Here is a 22,092-nt window from a genome sequence, read left to right as displayed (position 1 = left end):
ACGAATCCTCACAGATCAGACGTCAACCAAACTCGGGGCAGTCCCGATTCCCGCAAACCTGCGCCTGATCACTGCGACGGTCACCGTCGGATCAGATCAGTACACGAGCCACATTCAGGGCTTCGAGTACGTCCCGACCTCCACGACCTCCGAGGTCACTGACGTGGGCGGCACCGTCCGCAAGTTCGCCGGCGAATCGGGCTGGGATCTCCAGCTCAGCGTCTTCCAGGACTTCACGACCACCGGCCTCGCCCGCAAGATGCTCGATGACGAAGGCGAGCAGGTCGAGATGGTCATCGTGGACGGACCCGTCACCTGGGCCTCGACCGTCACGCTCGTGGCGCCGAACATCGGTGGGGCGACCAAGCAGGTCGGAGTCTCGCAGGTCACGCTGCCCTCGTCGCGCCCCACCCCTACGACGACCGCCTGACCATGGCCGGGGGCATCTCGCTCCTGATCGACAGCCCTCTGCAAGCGCTCGCGCGCTCACTCCGGGCCGTTGGTCCGGACGTACGCAAGCAGATCAGCACGCACACGAAGAGCGCGGCCCAGCCCATCTGGGCCGAGGAGACCCGGGGGCGCGCAATGACGCGGCTCAAGCAGCGCGCCCTTGTCGGGACCGCCCGCGTCGGCGTCACCTCACGCAATGTGCTCCTCCGCTCGGGCGGGCTGACGTTCAAAGGCGGGAAGTCCGCTGACCGCATGACCGGCGCCGCTGAGTTCGGCGGCGGCGCCGGCAAGGTCATCACGTCACGCAGCCGCCTGGGCACCACCTACACCCGACGCCTCGGCGCGACCTTCGGCCCACCGTACCGCGGCGGCTCCGTCGTCTACCCGGCCGCAAGCGACTCGATCTCCCGGTTCGCGAGCCTCTGGGTACAGACCGCACGGCGCACGATTCACGAAGCCATCGAGGGGGTCTGACCGTGGCACGCAAGGGCGATATCGAGATCCCGGTCGCCGTCGATACCGGCGGCGTCGAGAAGAGCATTCAGAAGGGCCTCATCGACCCGATCGAGGACGCCGAGAAGGCGCTCGAAGCCCTCGGCAAGGTCGACGCCGGCCGCGACATCGACCGGGACATGAAGAAGGCGCAGGACGCCACCGAAGACCTCGACCGCGAACTGAACGCCACGCGCAAGGAACTCGACAAGCTCGGATACGCAGCGCGCGACGTGGGCGACGAAGGGCAGCGCGGATTTCGCAAGCTCGGCGACACCGGAACCGAGGTCGGCGGCGAGCTTCGCCAGAACCTCGGCGAGACGTTCTCATCCTTCCGCGGCGACCTCGAAGACCTCCCTCAGATCGCGCAGGACACCCTCGGCGGCCTGGCCGGATCAGGGGCACTCGGCGGCATCCCCGGCCTCGTCGCCACCGCGGCCGGTGCCGCTGGCCTCGGCCTCCTCATCGGCGCACTCGATCAGGCCGGCGAAGCCCAGGAGCGCCTGAAGGAGAAGGCACAGGACTGGGCCGACACGTTCATCGAAGAAGGCTCGCGCGTCCTGTCCACCGCCACCACGATCGCAAAGGGCCAGCAGATCCTCGCGGACTCCTACGACGAGGTGGCCGAGAACGCAAAGATCTGGGGCGTCAGCGAATCCACCGCACTCGCAGCGATGTCCGGGTCGGCGTCCGCGCTCGATGAGGTCACGCAGGCGCTCCGCCGCAAGAAGGACGCCGCCGCCGAGGACGCGAAACTGGCACAGGAGGTCGCTCAGGCGAACGGCGGTGTGCTGGCCTCTCTCACGGTGCTGGAGCAGGAATACGCCAAGGGCAAGCAGCGCCTGGATGAGATCAACGGAGCGATGGAGCAGGGCGCCGCCCAGGCCGACACGTACAGCTACTTCCTCCGCGACCTCGCCGCGAACACCGCCGGCGCGACGACCAAGGTCGATGAGTTCGGCGACACGGTGACCGAGCTGCCTGACGGCACGGTCATCTACATCGACGCGGAGACCGGCCAGGCTACGAGCGACGTCGACGCAATCGAGAAGAAGTTGTACAGCGTGCCGAGCGAGGTCAGGACGAAGGTCAAGGTCGATGTCGACTCGAGCGCGTGGGACAACTACCGCCCTCTGCCCAAGCGCGCCTCTGTCATCGCGCGACCGGGCGCGAACCCGAGAGGCGGGGTGAGCTGGGAATGAGCACCATCATCACTCAAGGCGACGAGACCATCGCGCCGCACGCCGTCGAGGTCTGGCAGGACTCTTCCGAGGGCGGCAACATCGTTCACCCGATCCTCGGCCGCGCCAACCCCGATGTCACGTTGCGGCCGGCTGCGCTCCCCACCGGGACGCTCTCCCTGGTGTTCGATGACGCCGCCGCCGCCCTGGCAGCACGCGACCTACACCGAAGCGGCGGGACATTCACTCTCATCAGCGCCGATCGCCCCGAACTCGATATGACCTACGTCGTTTCCGGTCGCGTCACGCGCACGCAAGACACTGAGACCCTCGCATTCTGGCGCATCACTGCCGACTACCAGGAGATCGAATGACGGTCTCTACACACGTCTACGCGGCGCACCTCCTCGGCTCCCCCGACATCGCGCTATCCGTGGTCGGTGGCCGAATCGCGCTTGACGCGGGCGCGGCACCGCATGTTCAGGCACAGCTCACAATCTCCATGCCCGACCCCGCGGCCCTCACGCGCCTCGATCCCCGCGAGGATGCCCGCATCCGCATCGAGGTAGACGGCATCTATCCGAGCTTCAGCACTCATCGAGAGTTCGATCTGGGGCTGCGGGATCGCGACGTCCAGCACTCGGAGGGCGCGCTGTCCCTGTCGCTGGCAAGTGACGAGGCACTTCTCGCCGACTTCGCCCCGCTCGCTGACGACACCGGGGCATTCGACCTGGCGGCCTCACTTCGAGATGTCGTGGCCTATGTGCTCGGCAAGGCAATCCCCGGCGCTACCCTCGAGCCGTCCCCCGCCATCGACGCGGACATGACGCCCTACTGGCCAGTGACCAACATGCACCCTAACCCGCGTGTGGTCGGCACCACGCTCGGATTCCAGAACGGCGGCGGCGCCAATCCCCCGACCCTGAACGGAGGCCCTCCAACGCACGTGCGCTGGACGACAACGGCCGCAGCATCGAATCTCATCGTGGCGCCCTCCCTCACTGCGTTCCGCGTCACTCCTGGCAGACGGTATGTGTTCGAAGTCGATTGGTCAGCCAGCGCGGTCGGACGAACGGGCCGCGCCATCATCCAGTGGCGCAACAACGGCTCCGCCACTGTCGTAGGAAACTCCTACGGTCCCGAGTTCGTGCGCTCCCCGGACTACCAACGGCTCTACGTCATCGCCACTGCACCGGTCGGTGCCGAATACGCGTACCCAATCCTCTCCACCGCGGGCAACACGACGGTCACCACGCACCTTGCCCGCGTGCCGATGTTCTACGAAGGTTCCTGGCGTGTTCCCTTCTTCTCCGGCTACTCCGCAAACACCGACGTATACGCATACGAGTGGGCGGACCCCACGGCGCCCGACACCTCGAGCAGCATTCGCAAGCCTCTAGTCGACTCGCCTGATCCGGATTCCTTCACGTGGAAAGCAGGGCAGTCGGCCCTCGACTTCCTGCACCCTCTCCTCCAGGTCGCGGGCTTCCGCCTCGTGTGCGACGAGCAGCGCCGTTGGACGCTTCGCGACGAGAATTATGCCGCCGCCGGCTCGCTGAGCATCCGTCACGCGGTCAACCTCATCGACGGTTCCGACACAATCAGCCGCGACAGCGGACTCTGGTACGACGCCGCGGTGACGACCTACACATGGCGGACACCGCAAGGCGAAGAGCAGACACGCGCCGATGCCTACGCGCTGAATACGCCGCACACACGGCTACGCACGTTCGAGAAGACCACCGCTTACCCGGGTCCGGGCTTCAGTGAGTACGCCGTCAGGCGCGCCCAAGGGCGTGGGCGCGAGGTGACGGCTATCGCCGTTGCCGACTGGCGCGCGAATGCCGAGCAGGCGGCCACCGTCGTGCTCGAGAACACCCCCACGCAGACGGGCCGAACCGAGCGCATCGAGTACGACCTCGACACCGACCGTATGACCGCGACCCTGCGCACCACCGACACCCCCGAACTCGCGTGGGTGCTCGGCTCTGGCGCGCTGACCTGGGACGACGCTGGACCCGTCACCTGGGACGACCTCACTGAATGGAGTGACCTCTGATGCCTACCGGAGACGACGCCCTCGCCGCAGGAATGGACATCCTCGACCCGTCCACGGATCTCGTGCGAGACGGCGCAGAGGAGATCAACCGAACCCGCGACTACCTCGCACAGCGCACGGCCAACGTCACGCCGATCGCTAAGGGCGGCACCGGCGCAACCAACGCGGCGGGCGCTCGCGCTGCGCTCGGCGCGTTGGGCAACGACGACGCGGCGGCTCCCGGCACCGTGTCGGGCGGAAAGCTCGTGAGGTTCAAGGGCAATACGCGCATCACGGTGTCGTCCCCGCTCGAAGCCGCCGACGCGGCGAACAAGACCTATGTGGATAGTGCGATCGCGAGCATCACCCCGCCTTCGTTCAACGGCGGCACGGTCGGCGGTCAGATCTATTTGCCCAACTCTTTCGCCGCGGCATCCGGATACGTCGTCGCCTACATCAACGGCGACGGCCGCATCAGCCGTGGTGCATCCTCGGCGCGCTACAAGGAGGGCATCACAGACGCACCCGATCTCGGCGACCTCTTCGTGACGCCACTGCGCGAGTTCGAGATGATCGGCGGCGACGGCAAGCCCGTCATCGGCTACATCGCCGAGGAACTCGCCGAACACCCCGACACGGCCCGGTTCGTGGTCCGGTACGGAGACCCGGAACGCATCGAGTCGATCGACTTCATCCAGCTCTTGCTCGCACAGGTGGCGCAACTCCACGCGCGGGTCGCGACGCTCGAGGCGGCCTGAACTCTCACCTGACCACTCAAGCCGCATACACCCTAAAACCAGCGTAGGCCGGTAAGGCGCTTCACGGCGTGTCGGATCACTCCGATGTCGGCACCCCTCCATAGCATGCTTCCAAGGAATCCCCACATCGCAAACAAGTCCGCCAAATCGAAGGACGCACGATGTTCGGGAATTCCGAAGTCATTGAGTCGCTCATAGCCTGCCCAAACAACGAGGAGCACCGGGCAGTGGTTGGAACCGGATGCCGCTTGTGCGGCATCCTCCTGTGGGAAACAGTAGAGCAGGAGTTTGAAGCCGTAGGCGGCTAGCAGCCGAGCTAGCAACTTTGGTTCCCTTCGATACCTTCGAGCGGGCCGGACAGGGCGTCCGGCCCGCTCTCCCGTTCACCGCACGGGGCACTAGTAGGCTCCGGTTCATGGGACTCGCGGAAGACCTGCAAGTCGTCGTCCTCGGCGCTGTGAACGCATACCGGCGCGCGATCCTGGAAGGCATTGCTCACCTACCCGAAGACGAGCAGGGCGCGGCGGCGCTACTGCTCCTGCGAGAGCCAGTCACGGGTGTTTAACGACAAGTCCTATTGCGAAGATGCGGTCGCGACTCTTCGCCACCTACGGCGTCAACGTCGTCGCGGGCCTAGCGCGCGGGCTCAAGGACTCGTCACCGATCGACTCCGCGATGCTCGCCCTCTCGGGATATCTCGGCACCCGCTATAGCGGGAGCAGCGAACGCGTACAACTCAGACGAAGCACGGCGAGGGAACGGCTAGAGCCGCTCCGATCGGGTTGGCGCCGACCACTTGAGATCGTTGCATTCCACGAAATAAGCCGTAGGCGGCTCTGTCATTGACCCAACAACGGCCGGCACGCTCGCCGCGAGCGCTGACAGGATCGCGCTGTAGAAGCCGAGGCCGCGGGCGTCTTCTGGCTCCCTCATGCCGACCCAATGGAGCGACGCAGACCGTAGGCCTGCACGCTCCGCGGCATTAATAGTCTGCGCGAAGTCCTTCGTCACGATCACGTCAAACCGGCGGGCGGCAAGCTCCTCAAAGAGCGGCAAATCGTACACGCCCGAGAGCTTCTCGTCCCTGTGGGAACGGAAGACGAGGCGACGGTAAGCACGATGAAGCGAGCCCGCGAGCTGGTGAGGCAGGTTCTCATCGATGTAGATCCGAGGGCGCTCGATCGACACTAGGCGACCCTAACCTCATCGTTGAACGCCAGGGCGTCGAGCGCAGCAGATCGCGAGACACGGGGGTAGAAGTCTTTGACGTCCTCTGGAAACACGGTCTTGAAGTCGACGAGCTTAGCGACTGAATCGAACGCAACCCTTGTGCCGGAAATCGTAGGCCAGCCGCCTAACGTCTCGGGATGAACGGAGAGGTGCCGCGCAGGATTGCGGAATGGCACTACAGGCCGCCCGCGAAAGTCTTCGAACTCCTCGAAGAGTTGCTCGAAGGTGTACTGCACGATGGTATGCCCAGGGTGCTTCAGCAGATCAAGTGGGCCGTCTGGCCCCGCGACGAAGATCGCGTTACCGTCCGTTCCGAATGAGTATTGGCCCGGATGGTCGGTTAGGTGAACGACCGGGAGGTTCCCCCAGGCTTTCCTTAGCCGCTGTGAGGACGTGCGCGCGCGGAGGAAGACCATCGAACGCAACGCCAGCAGGTCCTGATACGAGTAGAGCATCGGTCGGTGACGTTTGACGCCTGGTGTTAAAAGGTCTTCGCGAGCCCATCGTCGCAACTGAGAGGGCGTCGCCCCCGTTAGTTTGCTGGTCAACTGAAGCGGAAAAGCCATCGCCCCACCTCCCCCCATGTCATGAGGCGAATCATATCCATCTCGCCCTCCTGCGCGCGGGACTGAAGGGGATCGCGAGATCGGGCACTGGTCATATTGACAAGATGCGGTCGGGAGCATTCACCCACAGCTCCTCGACCGTCGGATCGTCGATGTATGCCTGCAACGGCCCGTACCCCGCGACGGCGGCGAGCACCTCGCGCACACACGCCGCCTCGTCATCGACGGGCACGAGCCCGCGGGCCAGCGCGAAATCGTTGTGACGGCGCACCTCATCGCGCGCGACACGCCCGGCATGCTCGGGATCGCGCGTCGGATCGCTCTGCTCGCGCCGCAGCCGCTCGCGCACGCGCTCGGCCACGACGGTGGCGGCAACGGCCCGGCCACGGGCGAAGACGGAGGCGGCGGCGGAACTCATCGGAGCATCCTCGCAAGCCACCACAGAGGCACCGCGAAGTTGTCCACAGAGCGGGGTTCTGGTGAAGACAGCGTGGGGCAGGCAGGATGGATCCAGCCAGGGAAAGGAACCCCATGTCCGTGAAGAAGAACCTCCCCCTCCCCGCGCGCGGCGCGATCGGGGTGCTCGCCATCCTTCAGGTGACCTTCGCGTTCCTCGCGTTCTGGGACCTCAGCCACCGCGACAAGCGCGAGGTGAGAGGGCAGAAGCCCGCCTGGATCCCCGTGATCCTCGTGAACTGGATCGGCCCGGCGACGTACTTCCTCTTCGGCATCAAGCACTGACATCCGGGGGCCAGCACCCCGTGCGACGTAGGCCCTCCTCAGTAGACTTGTGAGGCTCGCGGGAGTGGTGAAACTGGTAGACACGCAGGATTTAGGTTCCTGTGCTTCAGGGCGTGTGGGTTCGAATCCCACCTTCCGCACGAATTCCCATGCCCTTCAGACCGCGAACGATCGACCCCGACGGGACCCCTCGTGCAGCACCTCTCCCTGATTCCATGGCTCGACCCTGCGATGATCATCGCCGCAGCGGGCCCATGGGCGCTCCTCGTCGTGTGCTTCATCGTGTTCGCCGAGACCGGTCTTCTCGTCGGCTTCCTGCTGCCCGGCGACACCCTGCTGATCATGGCCGGGCTGCTGTCCCACCCGATCCCCGGCGCAGAGAACGGCGTCTTCGGCATCAGCGCCTGGATCGTCGCGCTTTTGATCGGTCTCTCGGCGTTCGTCGGCGGAGAGGTCGGCTACTTCATCGGCCACAAGGGCGGCCCGGCGGTGTTCGAACGCAAAGAGTCGGGCATCTTCAGCCGTCGCAACGTCGAGCGTACAAACGCGTTCTTCGAGAAGTACGGCGGGCTCACGGTCATCCTCGCCCGCTTCGTGCCGATCGTGCGCACCTTCGCCCCCGTCGCGGCCGGCGTCGGCCACATGCCGTGGCGGCGCTACTCGCTCTACAACTTCATCGGCGCCCTCATCTGGGGCTTCGGCCTCACGATGCTCGGCTACGGGATCGGCTACATCCCCGGCGTCGGCGATTTCGTCGCCGAGTACATCGATGTCATCTTGCTCGTCGCGGTCGCCGGCACGGTGATCTTCGTCGTCTGGCACTTCTTCGCGGAGCGCCGGAAGGTCCGCAAAGAAGCCGCCGAGGGCAGCGACACCGTGACGGATGCTGAAGAAGCCGAAGCGCTCGCGCTCGACCCCGAGGTCTTCAACGAGGCAGCCGAGGGCGACTCGCGGGCTTGACCCGCCTCACGACGCCTTCTTCTTGGCGCCCGTCTTCTTCGCGGGCTTCTTCACACTGGTCGCCGTGGTCTTCGCCGCGCCGCGCGCCGCGCGCGACCGCTCGACGCTCGCCCGCAGCGCATCCATGAGGTCGATGACCTCACCGCCGGCGTCGGCCTCTTCGCTCTCACCGAAGGTCTCGGCCGTGTCGAGCGCGTCACCCTTGTCGAGCTTCGCTTCGATGAGCGTGCGCAGTTCGCGCTGATAGTCATCGGTGAAGTCCTCGGGCGCGAAGTCGCTCGCGAAGCTGTCGACGAGGGATGCCGAGAGCTCGAGCTCCTTCGCCGAGATGCGCACGCTCTCATCGAGCGACGGGAACGCGGCCTCGCGCACTTCGTCGGCCCACAGCAGCGTCTGGAGCACGAGCACATCGCCGCGCACGCGCAGCGCCGCGAGGCGGGTCTTCTGCCGCAGCGAGAACTGCACGATCGCCGTGCGCTCGGTCTGCTCGAGCGTGCGACGTAGCAGCACATAGGCCTTCGGCGACGCCGAATCCGGTTCGAGGTAGTAGGCGCGATCGAACAGGATCGGATCGACCTGGTCGCTCGGCACGAACTCGACGACGTCGATCTCACGGCTGCGCTCGGCAGGGAGCGAGGCGATGTCCTCTTTCGTGAGCACGACCGTCTTCTCACCGTCGTCGAAGGCCTTGTCGATGTCCTGGTACGGCACGACCTCACCGTCGATCTCGCAGACGCGCTGGTAGCGGATCCGCCCGCCGTCCTTGTTGTGCACCTGATGCAGCGACACGTCGTGATCCTCGGTCGCGGAATACACCTTGACCGGCACGTTCACGAGACCGAACGTCAGCGCACCCTTCCAGATCGCTCTCATCCCACCAGTAGACACCCGTCACACCTCTCATCGCCAGCCTCACGGTTCCCCTTGACAGGCACGGCAGGATGGGCGCATGGCGAAATCTGCCGGTGAGCTCGTGCGGATCGACGGCCGCCGTCTGCGCGTGACGAACCTCGACAAGGTCATGTACCCCGAGACGGGCACGACCAAGGGCGAAGTGATCGACTACTACACGCGCATCGCACCGCTGCTGATCCCCCACGTCGTGGGGCGCCCCGTGACCCGCAAGCGGTGGGTCGAGGGCGTCGGCACCGACGAGCATCCCGAGCCCGTATTCTTCGCGAAGGACCTCGAGCCCGGTGCTCCGTCGTGGATCGCAAGGCGGCCGATCGAGCACTCGGGCGGCGCCAAGGACTATCCGCTCATCGGCGACGTGCCCACGCTCGTCTACCTCGCCCAGGTCGCGAGCCTCGAACTGCACGTGCCGCAGTGGCGGTTCTCCCCCGACGGCAGCCGGGGCGATGCCGACCGGCTCGTGCTCGACCTCGATCCCGGACCGGGCGTGGGCCTTGCCGAATGCGCCGTCGTCGCGGGCTGGGCGCGGGGCATCCTCACCGATATGGGACTCGAGCCGTACCCCGTCACCAGCGGCAGCAAAGGCATCCACCTGTACGCGGCACTCCCCCCGGGACAGTCCACAGAGGCGGCCTCGGCGCTTGCCCGCGAACTCGCGCGCGCGATCGAAGCCGACCAGCCCGACCTCGTTGTGAGCAGCATGAAGAAGGCCGAGCGCGCGGGCAGGGTGCTCATCGACTGGAGCCAGAACAACGGCGCCAAGACGACGATCGCCCCCTACTCGCTGCGTGGCCGCGCGCACCCCACCGTGGCGGCGCCGCGCACGTGGGAAGAGATCGACGACCCCGACCTTCGTCACCTGACCTTCGACGATGTGCTCGAGCGGATGGACCGCATCGGCGACCCGATGGATGCCCTGGGGTTCCACGCCGGCGCGCGCGAGGCCGAGCACGGTCCTCTCTCGGCGTACATCTCCAAGCGCACGGCAGGACGAACCCCCGAACCGGTTCCCGCCAATCCGCTGGGTGAGACGCCCGACACCGACACCCCCGCCTTCGTCATCCAAGAGCACCACGCGTCGCGCCTGCACTGGGATTTCCGTCTCGAACGCGACGGCGTGCTCGTGAGCTGGGCCGTGCCCCGCGGCGTGCCGCACTCGTACCGGCGCAACAGCCTCGCGATCATGACCGAGGACCATCCCCTCAGCTACGGGTCGTTCGAGGGCACGATCCCCTCCGGCGAGTACGGCGGAGGCACCGTCACGATCTGGGATGAGGGCCGCTACGAGCTCGAGAAGTGGCGCGACGACGAGATCATCGCCACTCTCGAGGGCCGCCCGGGCGGCCCGCTCGGGCGCGTGCGTCTCGCGCTCATCCGCACCGAGGGCGAGGGTGAGAAGTCGAGCTGGCTGCTGCACCGCATGAAGACGGATGCCTCGGGCCGGCCGCAGCCCGACGGCACCCCCGTCTCACCCTCCCGCCAGGGCGATGAGGACAAGCCGCCGCGGATGCCCGGTGGTCCGGCGGTTGAGAAGGAGCAGGCGGATGACCCGCCTGACACCGACGCGGATTGGCCCCCCGCGGCGCAGGACCTGCACCCCATGCACTCCGCGCCCGCGACCCCCGGCATCGTCCGCGCCGCCGCGGCGCGCTGGGGCGCGTGGGTCGAGATGAAGTGGGACGGCATCCGCGCCGTGGGCGTGTGGGACGACGCCCGACTGCGCCTCGTCGCGCGCAGCGGCAACGACATGACACCCCGATACCCCGAACTCACCGCCGTCGACGCGGGTCTCGGCGGTTCCCGGACGATCGTCGACGGCGAGCTCGTCGCCCTCGAACCGGACGGCCGGCCGAGCTTTCCGCTGCTGCAGAGCCGGATGAACCTCGAGCGACCCGGTGACATCGCCCGCGAAGCCCGCCGCATCGCCGTGCGGTACTACCTCTTCGACGTGCTCGTGCACGAAGGGCGCGATGTGACGGGGCTCCCTCTGACCGAGCGCCGTCGCATCCTCGAAGAGCTCGCCGCGGATGCGATCAGCGCGATCACCGTCCCGCCGGTCTTCGACGACGTCGACGCGGCGCTCGAGACGAGTGAGACTCTGCGCCTGGAGGGCATCGTCGTGAAGGATCCGGCGTCGACCTATCGACGCGGCATCCGCTCGGAATCATGGCTCAAGGTGAAGCTCACCCGCACGCAGGAGGTCGTGATCGCCGGCATCCGCCCCGGCAAGGGCGGCCGCAGCGGCACGTTCGGGTCGCTGCTGCTCGGCATCCCCGGCGATGAGGGTCTGCAGTACGCGGGGCGCGTCGGCACGGGGTTCAGCGACGCCGCGCTCGCGCATCTGCTGCGAACACTCACCCCGATGCGCACCGACGACAACCCGCTCACCGGCGTTCCCGCGGCCGACGCACGCGATGCCCTCTGGGTGCGCCCCGAACTCGTCGGTGAGGTCGAGTACGGAGAGTTCACGCCGGGGGGGATCCTGCGCCATCCGCGGTGGCGAGGGCTGCGGCCCGACAAATCCCCCACGGACGTGCGTCGCGAGGACTGAGGCCCCTCACGCGTGCGCGTCGTGCTCGGTGTGCCCGGCAGGCTCGAGCTGGAACGTCGAGTGCTCGACGTCGAAGTGCTGGGCGAGGCAGTCCTGCAGCGCGCCGAGCAGCGCCCCCGTGCCGTCGCGGAAGGCCGCCTCGTCGACGACGACGTGCGCGCTGAAGACCGGAGCTCCGCGCGTGAGCTGCCACACGTGCACGTCGTGAACGTCGACGACGCCCTCTTTGCTCATCAGGTGCGCGCGGATCTCGGCGACCTGCATGCCGCGGGGCGTCGACTCCGACAGCACCGAGGCCACCTCGCGCAGGAGCGCCACGGCGCGCGGCACGATGAGGGCCGCGATGAAGAGAGACGCGATCGCGTCGGCGGCGGCCCATCCCGTCACGATGATGACGATGGCGGCGATGATGACGGCGGCCGACCCGATCAGGTCGCCGAGCACTTCGAGATATGCGCCGCGCACGTTGATGCTGCGCCTCTGCGCCGAGCTGAGCAGCCACAGGGCGACGGTGTTCGCCACGAGACCGATGACCGCGACGACCAGCATGAGACCGCCGCGGATCTCGACCTCGCCCGGGTCGACGAGACGCCGGATGCCCTCGACCGCGACCCAGACCGACAGCACGATGAGGATCACGCCGTTGATGAGCGCACCGAACACCTCGGCGCGCTGATAGCCGAACGTGCGCCGATCGTCAGCGGGCCGGGCGGCGACGATGCTCGCGACGAGGGCGATCAGCAGTGCGGCAGCATCCGTGAACATGTGCGCGGCGTCGGCGAGGAGCGCGAGGGAGCCGGTGAGCACGGCACCGATGACCTGGGCGACCATGACGACAGACGTGATCGCGAGCGAGATCGCGAGCAGGCGGCGGTTGCCTGCGCCCCGGATGCCGCTCGGCGCGTGATCGTGCATGTGTCCAGGCTAGGCCGGGTTCACCCGGCGGCGGGCATCGGCCCGGTCACAGCCGTTCGAGGAGGGGAACGAGCGCCCGGAAGGCCCGCGCGCGGTGCGACGCGGCGTTCTTCTGCTCGGCCGTCCACTCGGCGACCGAACGATCCGCGGACGCGCCGTCGGGCTGTTCGCCGGCAGCGCGGTCGTCATCGGGCTGCTCATCGGGCACGAAGACGGGGTCGTAGCCGAAGCCGCCCTCGCCGCGCGCCTCGCGCGCGATGCGTCCCGGCCACACGCCTTCGACGACGTCTTCGCTTCCCGTGGCGGGATCCACGAGCGCGATCGTCGAGACGAAGCTCGCCGTGCGGTGCGGATCGGCGATGTCGGCGAGCTGATCCAGGAGCAGCTCGCGGTTCGCGACGGCGTCCTTCGCGTGGCCGGCCCAGTATGCCGAGAAGACCCCCGGCGACCCGCCCAGCACGTCGACGCACACCCCTGAGTCATCGGCGAGCGCCGGCAGCCCCGTGTGAGCCGCCGCGGCGCGCGCCTTGATGAGCGCGTTCTCGGCGAACGTCACGCCGTCCTCGACCGGCTCGGGGCCGTCGTAGCCGACGACCTCGAGGTCGGGGCGCGTCGCCGCGACGATCGCCTGGAACTCCGCGACCTTGTGCGGATTGTGCGTCGCGAGGACGACCCGGCCGCTCATGAGGCAGCGAGCGCCGCGGTCTGGATGTCGCGCAGATCGCCGCACCCGGCGAGTCCGAGCTCGAGCATGGCGTCGAGTTCGCGCTTGTCGAACGGCGCCCCCTCGGCGGTGCCCTGGACCTCGACGAAGAGTCCGCGGCCGGTCACGACGACGTTCATGTCGGTGCCCGCGCGCACGTCTTCGACGTAGGCGAGATCGAGCATCGGCTCGCCGTCGATGATGCCGACCGAGACGGCGGCGACCGAGTCGAACAGCGGCGTGGCCTTCTGCGCGATGAACTTCTTCTCGCGGCCCCACTCGATCGCGTCGGCGAGCGCGACGTACGCGCCTGTGATCGCGGCCGTGCGGGTGCCGCCGTCGGCCTGCAGCACGTCGCAGTCGATGACGATCGTGTTCTCACCGAGCGCCTTCGTGTCCACGACTGAGCGCAGTGCACGTCCGATGAGGCGGGAGATCTCGTGCGTGCGTCCGCCGACGCGGCCCTTGATGCTCTCGCGGTCGTTGCGCGAGTTCGTGGCGCGCGGGAGCATCGCGTACTCCGCGGTGACCCAGCCCTTGCCCTTGCCGGTCAGCCAGCGAGGCACGCCGTTCGTGAACGACGCCGTGCAGAGCACCTTCGTGCCTCCGAACGAGATGAGCGCCGAGCCCTCGGCGTGCGCGCTCCACCCGCGCTCGATCGTGATGGGTCGCAGCTGCTCGGGGGTGCGGCCGTCGGCGCGGACGATCTCGGTCATGCGGGGTTCCTCTCGGGTGTGCGGTCCCGGATGGGGCTGCACGGTCTGGGGTCAGGGGGTCTGTCGGGGAAGGTCGATCGCGCCGGTGTGCACCAGCTGCACCTCACGCACTTCGCGGCCCATCAGGCGGTGCGCGAGGCGGAGGAACTCATCGGCGGACGCACCGGTCGCTTCGTACGTGTGCCGCGGCGTGGCATCCGGACCCGCGAGCAACGAGCGCGACACGAGCTGGCGGTAGACGTCTTTCGCCGTCTCGGTGTCGCTCGAGACGAGGCTCACGCCCTCGCCCATGACGTAGCTGATGGCGCCCTCGAGGAACGGGTAGTGGGTGCAGCCCAGCACGAGCGTGTCGACGCCGGCGTGCCGCAGCGGTGCGAGGTACTCCTCAGCGACGGCGAGCACGTCGGGGGAATCGGTGACACCGGCTTCGACGAAGTCGACGAAGCGGGGGCACGCCTGCGCGAAGACCGTGAGGCGCTCGTTGACCTCGAGCATGTCCTGGTAGGCGCGCGAACCGATCGTGCCGACGGTGCCGATGACGCCGATGCGGCCGTTGCGGCTCGTCGACATGGCGGTGCGCACAGCGGGGCCGATCACTTCGACGACGGGCACGTCGTAGCGCTCGCGCGCGTCGCGCAACATAGCCGCCGATGCGGTGTTGCACGCGATGACGAGCATCTTCACACCCTGCTCGACGAGCGTGTCCAGCACCTCGAGCGAGTACCGCCGCACGTCGGCGATCGGCTTGGGACCATAGGGCGAGCGCGCCGTGTCGCCCACATAGAGGATCGATTCGCGCGGCAGGAGCGCCGACACAGCCCTCGCGACCGTGAGCCCGCCTACTCCGGAGTCGAAGATCCCGATCGGCGCGTCATTCACGATGCCCCAGCCTACGCCAGCACGCGCGGCTCACTAGGCTGACCGGCATGCACGCCTCCAGCGCCCTGTACACCGACCGGTACGAGCTGACGATGCTCGACGCCGCACTGCGCGACGGCACGGCCGAGCGCCGCTGCGTCTTCGAACTGTTCGGACGCCGGTTGTCGGGCGGGCGCCGCTTCGGCGTCGTGGCCGGCACAGGGCGCCTCCTGAGTCTCCTCCGCGACTTCCGCTTCGGCGACGACGAGCTGCGCTTCCTGCGCGACGAACGCGTCGTGGGCCCCGCGACGATCGACTACCTCGCCGAGTACCGGTTCACCGGCTCGATCACGGGCTACCGCGAGGGCGAGCTGTACTTCCCCGGCTCCCCCATCCTCACGTTCGAGGGCACCTTCGCCGAGGCCGTCGTGCTCGAGACCCTCGCCCTCAGCGTCATGAACCACGACTCCGCCGTCGCGACGGCGGCCGCGCGCATGAGCATCGCCGCGGGAGACCGCCCGCTCGCCGAGATGGGCTCGCGCCGCGCGGGCGAGGCCTCGGCGATCGCTGCGGCTCGGGCCGCCTACATCGCAGGCTTCACGGCGACGTCGAATCTCGAGGCGGGCCGAACGTGGGGCATCCCGACGATGGGCACCGCAGCCCATTCGTGGACGCTCCTGCACGACACCGAAGAAGACTCGTTCCGGTCTCAGATCGACGCACTCGGCGTCGAGACGACGTTGCTCGTCGACACGTACGACATCCGCCGCGGTGTCGAGACGGCGATCCGCGTCGCCGGCACGGGCCTCGGCGGCGTGCGGCTGGACTCGGGCGACCTGCCCATCGTCGCCGCCGACGTACGCGCGCAGCTCGATGAGCTCGGCGCGACCGGTACGACGATCACCGTCACGAGCGATCTCGACGAGTTCGCCATCGCGTCGCTGGCCGCCTCACCGGTGGACTCGTACGGTGTCGGTACATCGGTGGTCACCGGATCGGGCGTGCCCACGGCGGGCATGGTCTACAAGCTCGTCGCTCGGCAGGATGCCGCGGGCGGGTGGGTCCCGGTCGCGAAGGCGTCCGCCGACAAGGTGTCGACGGGCGGTCGCAAGGCGGCTTTCCGCCGACTCGACGAAGGCACCGCGACAGACGAGGTCATCGCGGTGTCAGACGGGTTCGAGCCCCTGGATACGTCCGCGGAGCACCCCGACGCGCGGCCGCTGCAGGTGAGCCTGGTCGAAGGCGGCGAGATCGACTCAGGCTTCGAGGGGCCACAGGGCGTTCAGGCCGCCCGCCGCCACCACGCACGCGTGCGCGAAGAACTGCCCGTTCGCGCACTCGCGCTCAGCCGGTCAGACCCCGCGATCCCGACGGTCTACTTGTTGAGCGACGCGTAGATCTCTTTGCAGGTGGGGCAGACGGGAAACTTCTCGGGGTCGCGCCCCGGAGTCCACTTCTTGCCGCACAGCGCGCGCACGGGCTTGCCGGTGATCGCCGACTCGAGGATCTTGTCCTTCTTGACATAGTGCGAGAAACGCTCGTGGTCTCCCGGTTCGATCGACTCCTCGCGGATGAGCTCTTCGAGTTCGCGGTCGAGGGTGGCCAGCCCGCCCTGGTCAGGGCTGTCGAGAGGAGTGCTCATGGTTCGTCATTCTATCCGCGCGTCCACGTCATGGGCGCGCTTCGCGGACGCTGCGACACCGGTCATCCGGTTGATTCGGCGAACTCCATGACGCGGCCGCCCCGGTGTTCGAACAGAACCGCGCCGACGACCGTGCCGATCACGAACACACCGATGCCGATGCCCAGCCCGCTCCAGAGCGCGGGCATGATGCTCGATTCGGCGCCGTTCATCGCCTGCCAGCACCATCTCAGGGCGGGAATCGAGCACGCGATCGCGCCAACCATGACCGCCGTCTGCGAGATGGCGCCGGCGGCACTGGTTCGTTGCGGCTGCTGGAACGGGCTCTCTCCTGGGCGCGACACCGCGTAGGGGGCCAGCACGGATGCGACGCTCGACAGGCCGAGCGCCGAGAAGAAGAGCGACGCGGAGACCCCCGCGAGGGCGGGAAGCAGCGTCGGGTCGCCGTTCAGCGCAACCGCGACCGGGACGGCCACGGCGAGCAGCGGCACGCCGATGAGCAGCACGGGGACGATCCGCCCCAGCCGGTCAGACCACCCGCGCACACCACTCGCGACGTGCATCCATACAGCGGTCGAGTCGTACGCGATGTCGTTATGCGGCAGCCAGCCGAGGAAGAGCGCGGCGAACAGCACCGGCACGAACACGGCGATCTCGAGCGGCACGCCGGCCACCAGCAGCGGCACAACCGTCACGACGGCGGCGAACGGGATCACGATCATGTTCATGAGGTAGCGGCGATCGCGGGACCAGTACAGCAGGCTGCGCGCCGCGATCGCTCCGCCGGGCGTACCGGGGGCCACGGCGAACCAGCCGAGGCCCGTGCGCTCGCGCACCGACAGCGGCCGCTCGGTCGTCGTGAGCAGGCGACCGACGATCCAGCGCCAAGCCGCAGCGAGCGCGATGAGGGTGAGCAGCGCCACCGCGAGGGTGGGCCACACATCGTCGTCGGCTGCGACGCGGCCCGGGATCGCCCACGCAGCACCGAGCGGCATCACGGCGAGGATGTCGACGGCATCGGCGAGCGCGGCGGGCACAGTGCCGTTCCATTCGAGCGAACCGAGGAAGACCGCTGCGGGCACGACCACGACGACCACGAGAAGCACGAAGAGTCCGGTCATCTCGCGTGTCCGTCGCTCGCGGAGGAACAGCGAGGTCAGCCCCATGAAGACCCGTGCCGTCAGGACGCACGTCGTGACTCCGAGGACGGCGGCGGCGATTCCCGCGACGAGAGGCGACCCGTGCTCGCCCCAGACGACGGCAGATGTCACCGCGACAGCGGTCAGCGCGAGAACGGGGACGCTCACGAACCCGGCGAGAGTGAGCACGGCGGCAAGCTTGCCGGGCGCGAGCGACATCAGTGCGAAGCGGCGTGGATCGAGCGGGTCATCGACGCCGCCGATGACGGGTGTGAGCGCGAAGCCGAGGGTGAGCGCTGAGCCCCCGAGCACCGTGACGGCGAACAGGGCATCGGGTGCCGCGTCGGTCATCGAGACGAGCGCGCCGCAGGCGGCGAACGTTGCCGCGGCGAGCAGGATCAGCGCGACGGCGACGCGGGTCGCGTGCCCCGTGCTCCCCCGCAGCGCGCCGAAGAGAAGCGCGAGCCTCAGCCGGAGAACGTGTGCAGCCACTCGAGGCCCTCCACGTCGCTCAGGCCACCGGCCAGTTCGATGAAGCGCTGTTCGAGCGTGAGTTCGCCGCGCACCTCGTCGACGGTGCCTTCAGCCAGGACCTGCCCCGACACGATGACGGCGACGCGCGTACAGACGCGCTCGACGAATTCCATGCCGTGGCTGGACAGGATGACCGTGCCCCCGTGCGCCACGTAGGCCGACAGAATCTCGAGGATGACAGCGCTGGACACAGGGTCGACGGCCTCGAACGGCTCGTCGAGCACGAGCACGCGCGGCGAGTGGATCATGGCGCCCGCCAGCATGACCTTCTTGAGCATGCCCGCGGAGTAGTCGCTCACGACGCGACCGAGTGCGCCGGTGAGATCGAAGGCCCTCGCGAGGTCGGCCGTGCGACTCTCGACGACATCCCGCGGAAGGCCGCGCAGCACGCCGTAGTAGTAAAGCAACTGCCGCCCGGTCAACCGGTCGAACGTGCGCAGCCGGTCGGGCAGCACACCCATGAGCCGCTTCGCGGCAAGAGGATCGGATGCCGCGTCCACGCCGGCGACGCGGACGACACCCCGATCCGGGGTGAGCAGGCCCGCGATCATCGAGAGGGTCGTCGTCTTACCCGCACCGTTCGGCCCGACGAGGCCGTAGAACGTGCCCGCAGGAACCGTGAGGTCGATCTCTTCGACGGCGCGTGTGTCTCCGAAGCTCTTCGAGACGCCGCGCAGGCTGAGTGCCGCGGAGTCGTCGTCTGCCGCGAGCTCGGCGTGGGCTGCGGCGAAGACGGCTGCGAGGGAATCCCCGTCGTCGACGCGTTCGTCCGGCTCGTCGAGATCGGCGAAAAGCGTCTCGGCATCGTCTTGGGCAGATGCGGGCTCGGTGTCGATCGGCGCTGCGGAGGTGTCGGTGTCGGCGAGAGGCTCGGGCGCGGGCTCGACGAAAAGCTCCGGCTCCGACTCGGCCGCGCCGAGCGGCTCGGGCTCGGGCTCGGACGCGACGAGCGGTTGGGGCTCGGGCGCCGGGTCGACCAGAAGCTCAGGCTCAGGCTCGACGACGACCTCCGGCTCGACTTCGGCAAAAGGCTCGGGGTCCACCTCGGGGAGAGGCTCGTGCACCGCTTCGGGTACCGGCTCGGGGTCGAGTTCGGTCACCGACGCGACGAACTCGGCATCGACTTCCGCCGTCTCGGCGTGGTCGTCGTCGAGCGGCGCGTCCTGGACAGCGGAGTCGGTGTCAGACTCCTCGACCTCGTGGATCACGACGGCCGCGGATTGCTTTGACGCGGTCGACGGTGCTTCGAATGCCGCCGCAGCGACATCAGGGGCGACGTCCGGCTTCGGAGGTACGGGAGGCACCGGAGGCGCCGGAGGAGGCGCAGCCGCCGCCAACGCGGCGGGCACCTCGGGTTTCGGCGGCACCGCGACGTCGGCGAACTCGGGCGGCAACGGCGGCGGAGGCCCAGGATCGGCCGTCGCGGCCTTCACGGCAGAGGCGCGCGCAGTGCGCGGAGCTCGTTTCTCAGGCGTGGCCGAAGCCTCGTTATCCGCCCACGGCGTTCGTGCCTTCGAAAACTCGACGATGCGCCCTCCGCTTTCGTGCGTGTCAGTGTCTTCCGGCTCGTCCGGAAGCGCCTCATGTGGCACCGGCAGGAAGGCTGTCACCGTTCAACGGTACCAACCGGATGCGACATGATCGCTATGGATGTCATCAGGTTTCAGACTGTTCACGGATCACGAATCTGCAACGACGGTCACGCTTCCTGCCCGTTCCCAGCCACCGTCGCTAGCATTGTCGCGGCACGAGGGAGTGTCGTGTCGGCGAACTGTCGATGAACCTCGCACTCCAGGAGCAGCACGTGACTCTTCAGACCGTTATCCTCGCCGCCGGCATGGGCTCACGCCTCGGCCGCAGTCTTCCCAAACCGCTGACCGAGCTCAGCGACGGCCGCAGCATCATGCAGCAGCAGCACGACAACATCAGGGCGGCGTTCGGCGATGACGCGCGCATCATGGCCGTCGTCGGCTACCGCGCCGAGACGATCGTCGAAGCCTTCCCCGCGACGGACTACGTCTACAACGACCGGTACGACCAGACGAACACGTCGAAGAGCCTCCTGCGCGCCCTCGCCAAGACGGGCCGCGCCGGCGTGCTGTGGATGAACGGCGACGTCGTCTTCGACCCCCGCATCCTCGGTCGCGCGATCGAGTTCATCGAGCGCGATCAGTCGTTCGTGACGGTCAACACCGCCAAGGTCAGCGACGAAGAGGTCAAGTACACCGTCACCGCCGAGGGGTTCATCGATGAGCTCTCCAAGACCGTCAAGGGCGGCATCGGCGAGGCCGTGGGCATCAACTACATCGCCGCCGCCGACAAGAAGGCGTTCATGCGCCAGCTCACGCGCGTCGACGACCAGGACTACTTCGAGCGCGGCCTCGAGCTCGCGATCGCCGAAGACGGCCTGCTGCTCGAACCGATGGACATCTCGGACCTGTACGCCGTCGAGGTCGACTTCGCCGAAGATCTTGAGCGGGCGAACCTCTTCGTCTGATCTCAGCGGGAACCCAGAGTCGCAGTCCTAGGATCGCGTCATGGCCGAGAAGGTGCACCGCATCCACTCCTTGCCCTCTGACGCACCCTGGGCAGGCGGGCTGCCGCCTGTCGGATCCGAAGAGCACCCGCGTGTCGTGCGCATGCTCGACCGGGTGCTCGCGATCCAGCGCCCGGCGGTGCTGGCGCATCTGCGCAGCGTCCGCCTGCGGTATCCGCACGCGACGACCGACGCGATCATCCGCATCCTCGAGCGCCGCTATCTCAGCGCCGTGACGACCGGCGGCGCCGCCGTGGGGGCGACCGCCGTGATCCCGGGGGTCGGCACGAGCGTGACGCTCGCGTTGAGCGGCGTCGAGACAGTCGGATTCCTCGAGGCGACGACGCTGTTCGCGCAGTCCGTCGCCGAAGTGCACGGGATCCCCGTGTCGGACCCCGACCGCGCGCGGGCGCTCGTGCTCGCTCTCATGCTCGGCAAGGAGGGCACCGACCTCATCGCCCAGCTGGCGGGTCAGGCGACGGGCAAAGGCGTCGCGCGCGACCGGTACTGGGGTGAACTCGTCACCAAGACGCTGCCCCGCGCCGCGGTCGGTCCGCTCGTCGACCGACTCAAGACGGCCTTCGTGCGGCAGTTCGCCGCGCGCGGCGGCGCGTCGTGGCTCGGCAAGGCCCTCCCCTTCGGGGTCGGGGCGGTCGTCGGCGGTGCCGGCAACAACGTCCTCGGCAGGCGCGTGCTGGTCAACTCACGACGAGCGTTCGGGATGCCCCCGGTCACGCTCCCGGCCGAGCTCGAGCCGCGCCCCGGAGCGGCACGCCTCGAGACCGTGGCCGGACGCGCGGCACGCCGCGCCGGTGGCGCGATCGCGGGCGGCGTTTCGAAGGGCGCCTCGGCGGTGGGCGGTGCGGCCCGCACGGTCGGACGCGCCGTCGCGCCCCGCCGCCGGCCCGGCGAGGTCGAAGCCGGCGCACACCCCGACGACCTCGGCGACGACTGAACGGAGACAACCATGGGACTGTTCCAGCAACGACCCGAAGAGCCCAACGACTGGGCGGGGCTGCCCTCGGAGCCCGCGAAGACACAGCCGCCGGCGGCGCACGTCGACACGTCGACGTCACTCGACGTACTGGGCCTCACCCCCGAATCCACCGCCTCGGTGTCGATCCCGCTCCCGACACCCGAACCCTGAACCGAGCGTCGAGGCCGGGAGCG

24 protein-coding genes and 1 tRNA gene are annotated in these 22,092 nt (G+C 68.2%); 14 read left to right on the top strand and 11 right to left on the bottom strand.

What is annotated here, in order from left to right; translation table 11 throughout:
- The 6 genes from AC25YV_RS11815 to AC25YV_RS11790 all read left to right on the top strand — a co-directional run.
- On the top strand, positions 1–430 hold a 430-nt coding region (locus AC25YV_RS11815; RefSeq protein ID WP_488124033.1), incomplete at its 5' end, for a hypothetical protein.
- A 2-nt stretch (positions 431–432) separates the two neighbouring features.
- A complete protein-coding gene (locus tag AC25YV_RS11810) occupies positions 433–924 on the top strand; it encodes a hypothetical protein (protein WP_488124032.1) in 492 nt (163 codons plus the stop codon).
- Positions 925–926: 2 nt separating this feature from the next.
- Complete coding sequence (locus AC25YV_RS11805; protein ID WP_488124031.1) at positions 927–2,144, top strand: hypothetical protein; 1,218 nt, start codon at positions 927–929, stop codon at positions 2,142–2,144.
- Positions 2,141–2,497 carry a hypothetical protein gene (locus AC25YV_RS11800; RefSeq protein WP_488124030.1) on the top strand — a complete coding sequence of 119 codons (357 nt, stop codon included), beginning with the start codon at positions 2,141–2,143 and terminating at the stop codon, positions 2,495–2,497. Before AC25YV_RS11805 ends, AC25YV_RS11800 begins: the two co-directional genes overlap by 4 nt.
- On the top strand, positions 2,494–4,182 hold the full coding sequence (locus tag AC25YV_RS11795; protein WP_488124029.1) for a hypothetical protein: 1,689 nt from the start codon (positions 2,494–2,496) through the stop codon (positions 4,180–4,182). The genes AC25YV_RS11800 and AC25YV_RS11795 overlap by 4 nt, the downstream gene beginning before the upstream one ends.
- A complete protein-coding gene (locus tag AC25YV_RS11790) occupies positions 4,182–4,919 on the top strand; it encodes a hypothetical protein (RefSeq protein WP_488124028.1) in 738 nt (245 codons plus the stop codon). The genes AC25YV_RS11795 and AC25YV_RS11790 overlap by 1 nt, the downstream gene beginning before the upstream one ends.
- Positions 4,920–5,681: 762 nt before the next feature.
- On the opposite strand, the gene AC25YV_RS11785 is transcribed toward AC25YV_RS11790, so the two are convergent.
- The 3 genes from AC25YV_RS11785 to AC25YV_RS11775 form a co-directional block, all read right to left on the bottom strand.
- The gene (locus tag AC25YV_RS11785; protein WP_488124027.1) at positions 5,682–6,107 is read right to left on the bottom strand and encodes a PIN-like domain-containing protein; all 426 of its coding nucleotides are present in this window, start codon (positions 6,105–6,107) and stop codon (positions 5,682–5,684) included.
- A complete protein-coding gene (locus AC25YV_RS11780; protein ID WP_488124026.1) occupies positions 6,107–6,715 on the bottom strand; it encodes a DUF433 domain-containing protein in 609 nt (202 codons plus the stop codon). The genes AC25YV_RS11785 and AC25YV_RS11780 overlap by 1 nt, the downstream gene beginning before the upstream one ends.
- 91 nt (positions 6,716–6,806) lie before the next feature.
- The gene (locus AC25YV_RS11775; protein WP_488124025.1) at positions 6,807–7,133 is read right to left on the bottom strand and encodes a hypothetical protein; all 327 of its coding nucleotides are present in this window, start codon (positions 7,131–7,133) and stop codon (positions 6,807–6,809) included.
- Positions 7,134–7,246: 113 nt separating this feature from the next.
- Here AC25YV_RS11775 and AC25YV_RS11770 point away from each other — a divergent pair, with 113 nt between their 5' ends.
- The 3 genes from AC25YV_RS11770 to AC25YV_RS11760 all read left to right on the top strand — a co-directional run bounded on the left by AC25YV_RS11770 (position 7,247) and on the right by AC25YV_RS11760 (position 8,416).
- A complete protein-coding gene (locus tag AC25YV_RS11770) occupies positions 7,247–7,456 on the top strand; it encodes a PLDc N-terminal domain-containing protein (protein ID WP_488124024.1) in 210 nt (69 codons plus the stop codon).
- Between the two features lie 58 nt (positions 7,457–7,514).
- Positions 7,515–7,596 (top strand) — tRNA-Leu (locus AC25YV_RS11765).
- A 91-nt stretch (positions 7,597–7,687) separates the two neighbouring features.
- On the top strand, positions 7,688–8,416 hold the full coding sequence (locus tag AC25YV_RS11760; RefSeq protein ID WP_488124053.1) for a DedA family protein: 729 nt from the start codon (positions 7,688–7,690) through the stop codon (positions 8,414–8,416).
- Positions 8,417–8,422: 6 nt separating this feature from the next.
- Here the strand turns inward: AC25YV_RS11760 and ku are convergent, their stop codons facing one another.
- Positions 8,423–9,289, bottom strand: a complete 867-nt coding sequence (gene ku / locus AC25YV_RS11755; protein ID WP_488124023.1) for a non-homologous end joining protein Ku — start codon at positions 9,287–9,289, stop codon at positions 8,423–8,425.
- A 76-nt stretch (positions 9,290–9,365) separates the two neighbouring features.
- On the opposite strand from ku, the gene AC25YV_RS11750 reads away from it, so the two are divergent.
- Entirely contained in the window at positions 9,366–11,879 is a 2,514-nt protein-coding gene (locus tag AC25YV_RS11750) for an ATP-dependent DNA ligase (protein ID WP_488124022.1), read from the top strand.
- Between the two features lie 6 nt (positions 11,880–11,885).
- Here AC25YV_RS11750 and AC25YV_RS11745 read toward each other — a convergent pair whose 3' ends face one another.
- The 4 genes from AC25YV_RS11745 to murI are packed head-to-tail and all read right to left on the bottom strand — an operon-like array spanning position 11,886 to position 15,092.
- Complete coding sequence (locus AC25YV_RS11745) at positions 11,886–12,794, bottom strand: cation diffusion facilitator family transporter (RefSeq protein ID WP_488124021.1); 909 nt, start codon at positions 12,792–12,794, stop codon at positions 11,886–11,888.
- A 46-nt stretch (positions 12,795–12,840) separates the two neighbouring features.
- A complete protein-coding gene (locus AC25YV_RS11740) occupies positions 12,841–13,479 on the bottom strand; it encodes a non-canonical purine NTP pyrophosphatase (protein WP_488124020.1) in 639 nt (212 codons plus the stop codon).
- On the bottom strand, positions 13,476–14,213 hold the full coding sequence (gene rph / locus AC25YV_RS11735) for a ribonuclease PH (RefSeq protein WP_488124019.1): 738 nt from the start codon (positions 14,211–14,213) through the stop codon (positions 13,476–13,478). The genes AC25YV_RS11740 and rph overlap by 4 nt, the downstream gene beginning before the upstream one ends.
- A gap of 51 nt (positions 14,214–14,264) precedes the next feature.
- Positions 14,265–15,092: a glutamate racemase gene (gene murI / locus AC25YV_RS11730; RefSeq protein WP_488124018.1), complete on the bottom strand. Its 828-nt coding sequence runs from the start codon at positions 15,090–15,092 to the stop codon at positions 14,265–14,267.
- 47 nt (positions 15,093–15,139) lie between these two features.
- On the opposite strand from murI, the gene AC25YV_RS11725 reads away from it, so the two are divergent.
- Positions 15,140–16,468: a nicotinate phosphoribosyltransferase gene (locus tag AC25YV_RS11725; RefSeq protein ID WP_488124017.1), complete on the top strand. Its 1,329-nt coding sequence runs from the start codon at positions 15,140–15,142 to the stop codon at positions 16,466–16,468.
- On the opposite strand, the gene AC25YV_RS11720 is transcribed toward AC25YV_RS11725, so the two are convergent.
- The 3 genes from AC25YV_RS11720 to AC25YV_RS11710 form a co-directional block, all read right to left on the bottom strand.
- The gene (locus AC25YV_RS11720) at positions 16,447–16,713 is read right to left on the bottom strand and encodes a DUF3039 domain-containing protein (protein WP_488124016.1); all 267 of its coding nucleotides are present in this window, start codon (positions 16,711–16,713) and stop codon (positions 16,447–16,449) included. The two genes, AC25YV_RS11725 and AC25YV_RS11720, sit on opposite strands and share 22 nt — an antisense overlap.
- 62 nt (positions 16,714–16,775) lie before the next feature.
- Positions 16,776–18,344 (bottom strand): hypothetical protein, encoded by a 1,569-nt coding sequence (locus AC25YV_RS11715; RefSeq protein ID WP_488124015.1) that lies wholly within the window; start codon positions 18,342–18,344, stop codon positions 16,776–16,778.
- Positions 18,320–19,735, bottom strand: coding sequence for an ATP-binding cassette domain-containing protein (locus tag AC25YV_RS11710; protein ID WP_488124052.1), 1,416 nt, complete (start codon positions 19,733–19,735; stop codon positions 18,320–18,322). Before AC25YV_RS11710 ends, AC25YV_RS11715 begins: the two co-directional genes overlap by 25 nt.
- Before the next feature lie 455 nt (positions 19,736–20,190).
- Here AC25YV_RS11710 and AC25YV_RS11705 point away from each other — a divergent pair, with 455 nt between their 5' ends.
- Genes AC25YV_RS11705 through AC25YV_RS11695 form a run of 3 tightly spaced genes read left to right on the top strand, consistent with a single transcriptional unit; the run spans position 20,191 to position 22,069 of the window.
- The gene (locus AC25YV_RS11705) at positions 20,191–20,883 is read left to right on the top strand and encodes a phosphocholine cytidylyltransferase family protein (protein WP_488124014.1); all 693 of its coding nucleotides are present in this window, start codon (positions 20,191–20,193) and stop codon (positions 20,881–20,883) included.
- A gap of 40 nt (positions 20,884–20,923) precedes the next feature.
- A complete protein-coding gene (locus tag AC25YV_RS11700; RefSeq protein WP_488124013.1) occupies positions 20,924–21,877 on the top strand; it encodes a hypothetical protein in 954 nt (317 codons plus the stop codon).
- Positions 21,878–21,889: 12 nt separating this feature from the next.
- Positions 21,890–22,069: a hypothetical protein gene (locus tag AC25YV_RS11695; RefSeq protein ID WP_488124012.1), complete on the top strand. Its 180-nt coding sequence runs from the start codon at positions 21,890–21,892 to the stop codon at positions 22,067–22,069.
- Positions 22,070–22,092: the final 23 nt, after the last annotated feature.

The organism is Microbacterium sp. Y832 (assembly GCF_057669765.1).
This window is presented reverse-complemented; position numbering and strand designations above follow the sequence as displayed.